Source organism: Geminicoccus flavidas, assembly GCF_009806515.1.
Taxonomy (GTDB): Bacteria; Pseudomonadota; Alphaproteobacteria; order Geminicoccales; family Geminicoccaceae; genus Geminicoccus; species Geminicoccus flavidus.
This window is the reverse complement of the sequence record NZ_WUJP01000230.1, coordinates 1-5,918: the sequence shown is the minus strand read 5'-3', so window position 1 is coordinate 5,918 and position 5,918 is coordinate 1. Positions and strand designations below refer to the sequence as shown.

Here is a 5,918-nt window from a genome sequence, read left to right as displayed (position 1 = left end):
GTCCCAGCCCCGGTTGGTGAGCCGGACCAGGTCGCCGGTGACCGGCCCGGCGATCGCGATGGCCGCCCGGCTCGGCCGGGGGCCGCCCATCTCCGCCAGGAATGCCGCGATCGCATCGCCCAGGCTCGGAAACTCGTCGTTCTTCAGCACGATCGGATCGTCGGCCCGGGCGCCGTCCTCCGTCGCCAGGGCAAAGCGCCCGTTCGTGCCGCCGACGTCGCCGACCAGGAGGAGTTCGCTCAAGCCGCCATTCCGAAGGGTCCGCCCACCACGGCCGCGCCCTGGTCCGCCGGACCCACGGCGGCACGGAAGGGGGCGAACAGGTCGCGCCCGATGCCGCTCTGGTAGCATGACAGGTCGGCGTCGGCAGGTACCCTCGCCGCCAGCTCGCCCGCATCCACCAGGACCTCCAGGGTCCCGGCGACGGTATCGAGCCGGATCATGTCGCCATTCCGGATCTTCGCGATCGGTCCGCCATCGACGGCCTCAGGGGTGAGATGGATCCCGGCAGGGATCTTTCCAGATGCCCCCGACATGCGGCCGTCGGTGACCAGCGCCACCTGGAAGCCGCGGTCCTGCAGGATGCCCAGCGGCGGGGTCAGCTTATGCAGTTCGGGCATGCCGTTGGCCTTGGGGCCCTGGAAGCGTACTACCACCACCACGTCCCGGTCGAGCTCGCCCGCCTTGAAGGCGGCCTGCACGTCGGCCTGGTCATGGAACACCCGGGCCGGCGCCAGGACGATCCGTCGCTCCGGCTTCACGGCCGATACCTTGCTGACCGCCCGGCCAAGATTGCCGGCGAGCAGCACAAGCCCGCCCTTGGCATCGAACGGCTCGGCTACAGTGCGGATGATGCTCCGGTCGAGCGGTTGGCCGTCACCGCCTGTCCAGACCAGCCGCCCGTCCACGAGCCTCGGCTCCTCGGCATAGCGGGCAAGCCCGCCCTCGCCGGCGACCGTCTTGACGTCGGCATGGAGCAGGCCCGCTTCCAGCAGCTCGCGGATCAGCACCGCCATGCCGCCTGCCGCATGGAACTGGTTAACGTCGGCCAGGCCGTTCGGATAGACCCGCGCCAGCAGCGGGGTCACCTCGGACAGCTCGGCCATGTCCTCCCAGGTGAGCTGAATGCCGGCCGCCCGCGCGATCGCGACCAGGTGGATCGTGTGGTTGGTCGACCCGCCCGTGGCGTGCAGGCCGACCACGCCGTTCACGATCGCCCGCTCGTCGACGACCTCGCCGATAGGCGTCCAGTCGTTGCCGAGGGCCGTGATCTCGGTCACCCGCCTGGCCGCGGCCCGGGTCAGCGCCTCGCGCAAGGGCGTGCCGGGATTGACGAAGGCGGCCCCCGGCATGTGCAGGCCCATCACCTCCATCAGCATCTGGTTGGAGTTGGCGGTGCCGTAGAAGGTGCAGGTGCCGGGTCCATGGTAGGACTTCATCTCCGAAGCCAGGAGCTCCTTCCGCCCGACCTTGCCCTCGGCATAGAGCTGGCGGACCTTGGACTTCTCCTCGTTGGAGGCACCCGTGGTCATCGGTCCGGCCGGCACGAAGATCGTCGGCAGGTGGCCGAACGCGAGTGCCCCCATCAGCAGGCCCGGCACGATCTTGTCGCAGATGCCGAGCGCCAGGGCGCCGTCAAACGTGTCGTGCGAGAGCGCCACCGCCGTGGAAAGGGCGATCGTGTCCCGGGAGAACAGGGACAGCTCCATGCCCGCAAAGCCCTGGGTGACCCCGTCGCACATGGCGGGCGTGCCGCCGGCCACCTGCGCCACTCCGCCGGCCTCGTGCACCGCCTGGCGGATCAGCTCCGGATAATGCTCGTAGGGCTGATGCGCGCTCAGCATGTCGTTATAGGCGGTGACGATGCCGATCGACAGGGCAGCCTGGCCCTCCAGCTTCGCCTTGTCCCTCGGCCCGCAGGATGCCAGCGCATGGGCGATGTTGGCGCAGCCCAGCTTGTGCCGGCGTGGTGCCCGCTCGCCCATCCGGCGCAACTGGTCCAGGTAGCGGCTGCGCACCGGTGCCGAGCGCCGGCGGATCCGCTCAGTGACCGCCTCGACAGTAGAGTGGAGGGTTGCTGCCATGCGGAGGATTCCTCGAATGGATCTCAGCCCGCAGTATGGACCTGGGTCTGCGGCAGCTTCAGGGCTGCCCGGATCGGCAGCGCCTCGAGAGGGCCTGGCTCCATGGCGCGCCCCAGAGTGGCGAGCTTGCCGGCACCTTCCAGCGGCAGCAGCACGAGCCGCGCCCGCGCCACCACCGGCAGGGTGAGGGTGAGCCGCTCCCGCGTCGCAGTCGCGCTGTCCGCCAGCATCGGCATGACCAGCCGAAGGTTGTCCGGGTCGAGCACCGCGGCCAACCGGTCGCCGTCCGGGAACCAGGACGCGGTATGCCCGTCCTCGCCCATGCCGAGCACGACTGCATCGAAGCTTTCGGGCAGGGCCGTTAGTGCCCGGTCCGCTGCAGCCGCCGCCGCGTCCAGGGAAGCGGCCGTGCCGCGCAGGCCAATGAAGCCGGCCGCCGCCGCTTCCCGCTGCAGCAGGTGGCGGCGCACCAGCGCCTCGTTGCTGTCGGGATGGTCGGTCGGCAGAAAGCGCTCGTCCACCAGCGTCACGGTCACGCGGTCCCAGGGCAGCGCCTGCGCGGACAGCGCCTCGAAGATCGGCACGGGGCTCTTGCCGCCGGAGACCGCCAGCACCGCCCGGCCATGGGCCGTCACGCCCGCGAGCAGCGCGTCGGCGATCGCCGTCACCACCGCCTCGCGCAGCTCCTCCCGGCTCCCATGCTCGATCTGTCGGTTGCTCATGTGCCCGGCTCCACCCAGCGACGCCCGTCATGCACCATCAGCGCCACAGCACTGGATGGCCCCCATGATCCGGCACCATACTGCTCCGGCCCCTCGTCGGACTGGCGCCAGCCCTCCAGGATCGGCTCGCACCAGGTCCAGGCCGCCTCGACCTCGTCCTTGCGCATGAACAGGGTCTGGTTGCCGCGCACCACGTCCATCAGCAGGCGCTCATAGGCGTCGGGGTAGCGGACCTTGAAGGTCTCGCTGAAGCTCAGGTTGAGCGGCGTGTTCTTCAGCCGGATGCCGCCCGGCCCCGGATCCTTGTTCATCAGGTAGAGGCGCACGCCCTCGTCCGGCTGGAGGCGGATCACCAGCCGGTTCGGTCGGACCTCGCCGGCATCGCGGGGGAAGATCGAGTGCGGGATCGGGCGCATCTGCACCACAATCTCCGAGGCGCGCTGCGCCAGCCGCTTGCCCGTGCGCAGGTAGAACGGCACGCCCGACCAGCGCCAGGTCTCGACCTCGGCCTTGATCGCCAGGAAGGTCTCGGTGTCGCTGGTCCGGCCGAGCTCGTCGCGATAGCCCGGCACCGCCTTGCCCTCGATCGCACCGGCCGAGTACTGGCCGCGCACCGTCACCTGGTCGACCCGGCCCGGCCGGATCGGCTTCAGCGCGTGCAGCACCTTCAGCTTCTCGTCGCGCACCGAATCGGCATCCATCGCGTTCGGCGGCTCCATCGCGATCAGGCAGAGGAGCTGGAGCATGTGGTTCTGGACCATGTCGCGCAGCGCGCCGCTATGGTCGTAATAGTCGGCCCGGTTGCCCACGCCCACCGTCTCGGCCACCGTGATCTGGACATGGTCGATCGCCGCCCGGTTCCAGATCGGCTCGAACAGCGCGTTGGCAAAGCGCAGCGCCATCAGGTTCTGGACAGTCTCCTTGCCCAGATAATGGTCGATGCGAAAGATCTGCCGCTCCTCGAACACGGCACCCACCGCCTCGTTGACCGCCCGGGCCGAGGCGAGGTCCTTGCCGATCGGCTTCTCGATCACGACCCGGGTCTCCGGCGTCACCAGGCCTTCGCTGCCGATCTTGGCGCAGACCGGGCCGAACAGTTCCGGCGCGGTGGCCAGGTAGAACACTCGGATCCGCTCGGTGCTGTCGGCCAGCTTCCTGCCCAGCTCCGGCCAGCCCTTGGCGCCGGTGGCGTCCAGCGAGAGGAAGCTCAGCCGCCCCAGGAACTGCTCGACCTCGTCCGGCACCAGGTCGTCGGCAGGCACATGCTCGTGCAGCGCGCTGCGCACCTGGGAGCGGAAGTCCTCGTCGCTGAGCTCGCGGCGCGACAGGCCGAGGACCCGGGCGTCCCCCGGCATCTGACGGTCACGGAAGCGCTGGTAGAGGCCCGGCAGCAGCTTGCGCAGAGCCAGGTCACCCGTGCCGCCGAACACCACGAGATCGAAGGACTGAACCGGAATGATCTGTGCCGTCACGTGTGATCGCTTTCCGTGGTGATCCGGACAAGCCCTGGGACGTGGCGAACCGCGCCGGCTCCGTCAATATCCTAGCACCCCCAAGCCCGCCGCTCGGGCCTCCCGGCAGCTTCCGCACCAAGGCTTAACAGCAACTGGTTAACAATTCGTAGCTAGCAGTTTGCGTGCCAGCGGCTCAGGCGCCAGGCATTGGCGATCACGCTCACCGAGGAGAGCGCCATGGCGGCACCGGCCAGCACCGGGGTGAGCTGGCCGAATGCTGCCAGCGGGATCAGCAGCACGTTATAAAGGAAGGCGAACACCAGGCTCTGGACGATCGTCCGGCGGGTGCGCCTTGCCACGGCCAGGGCTGCCGCCACGAGCCGCGGGTCGGGACGCACGAGGGTCACCCCGGCACTCGCCATGGCGACGTCGGTGCCCGAGCCTAGTGCGATGCCGAGATCGGCCGCGGCCAGTGCCGGCGCGTCGTTGATGCCGTCGCCGACCATCGCGACCTGCGCGCCCTGGCCCCGCAGTTCCTGCACCGCCTGGACCTTGTCCGCGGGCAGGAGGCCGGCATGCACCTCCTCGATGCCAATTTCGGCCGCAATCGCCCTGGCCGCCGCCGGATGGTCGCCGCTCAGCATCGCGACCCGCAGCCCGTGGCGGCGCAAGGCCGCCACCGCGGCCGCCGCTTCCGGTCTGGGCCGGTCGCCGAACGCCAGCACGGCCATCGCATCGCCCTTGGGCAAGGCCACCAGCCAGGAGACGCTCTGCCCCTTCGCGGCCGCCGCCGCTGCCCAGCCAGCCAGCGCCGCATCGACCACCCCGGCCTCCTGTGCTGCCCGCTCCGACAGGATCGCGAAGCGCTGGCCGGCCACCACGCCTTCCAGCCCACGGCCCGGCAGGGAGCGGATCTCGGTCGCCACGGCAGGCATCAGGCCTTCTACCCGTGCCGCCGTCCGGACGGCCCCAGCCAGCGGATGCTCGCTGCCCTCCTGCAGGCCCGCCGCCAGCGCCAGGAGGTGCCGGCCGTCCTGGCCTGCCGCCGTCATCAGCCCCGCCAGTTCGGGCCGACCCTCGGTCAGCGTGCCGGTCTTGTCGAAGGCCACGATGTCGATGGCATGGGCGGCTTCCAGCGCTGCCGGATCGCGGATCAGGATGCCGGCCCGCGCGGCGGCACCCGTACCGGCCACGATCGCGACCGGCGTGGCCAAGCCCAGCGCGCAGGGGCAAGCGATCACGAGCACTGTGACCGCATGGATGATGGCGGGCTCGATGCCCGCACCGGCAAGCCACCACCCAAGTGCCGTCACCAGCGCAATCGCGAGGACCGCCGGCACGAACCAAGTCGAGATGCGGTCCACCAGGCGCTGCACGCCGGCTTTCTGCGCCTGGGCGTTCTCCACCATGCGGATGATTCGGGCCAGCACGGTTTCCGCACCGGTGGCCGTGGTGACGACCACCAGCGCCGCGTCCTGGTTGATCGTCCCGCCGATCACCGGCTGGCCGGGGCCGCGGACCACCGGCAGGCTTTCACCAGTGACCATCGCTTCGTCGAGATGGCCGCTGCCCTCCACGATCTCGCCATCGACCGGCATCCGTTCGCCCGGTCGCACCAGCACCCGGTCGCCGGGTGCCACGGCCGCAATGGGCAGCTC

The 5,918-nt window shown here is 70.3% G+C and carries 5 protein-coding genes; all 5 read right to left on the bottom strand.

Translation table 11 applies throughout. From position 1 onward, the window contains the following. The coding region (locus tag EQG76_RS06545) for a glucokinase (RefSeq protein WP_200840604.1) at positions 1-243 on the bottom strand (243 nt) is incomplete at its 3' end. Next, a complete protein-coding gene (edd, locus tag EQG76_RS06540) occupies positions 240-2,084 on the bottom strand; it encodes a phosphogluconate dehydratase (RefSeq protein WP_159711711.1) in 1,845 nt (614 codons plus the stop codon). The genes EQG76_RS06545 and edd, both read right to left, overlap by 4 nt. 23 nt (positions 2,085-2,107) lie before the next feature. Then, complete coding sequence (gene pgl, locus EQG76_RS06535; protein ID WP_159711709.1) at positions 2,108-2,806, bottom strand: 6-phosphogluconolactonase; 699 nt, start codon at positions 2,804-2,806, stop codon at positions 2,108-2,110. Then, positions 2,803-4,278, bottom strand: coding sequence for a glucose-6-phosphate dehydrogenase (gene zwf / locus EQG76_RS06530; protein ID WP_159711707.1), 1,476 nt, complete (start codon positions 4,276-4,278; stop codon positions 2,803-2,805). The genes pgl and zwf overlap by 4 nt, the downstream gene beginning before the upstream one ends. A gap of 152 nt (positions 4,279-4,430) precedes the next feature. Further along, positions 4,431-5,918: heavy metal translocating P-type ATPase (locus EQG76_RS06525; protein ID WP_159711705.1), on the bottom strand; the 1,488-nt coding region annotated here is incomplete at its 5' end.

Coding starts and splice junctions, on each gene's coding strand:
- edd (WP_159711711.1), bottom strand. CDS start 2,084: ATGGCAGCAACCCTCCACTCTACTGTCGAGGCGGTCACTGAGCGGATC.
- pgl (WP_159711709.1), bottom strand. CDS start 2,806: ATGAGCAACCGACAGATCGAGCATGGGAGCCGGGAGGAGCTGCGCGAG.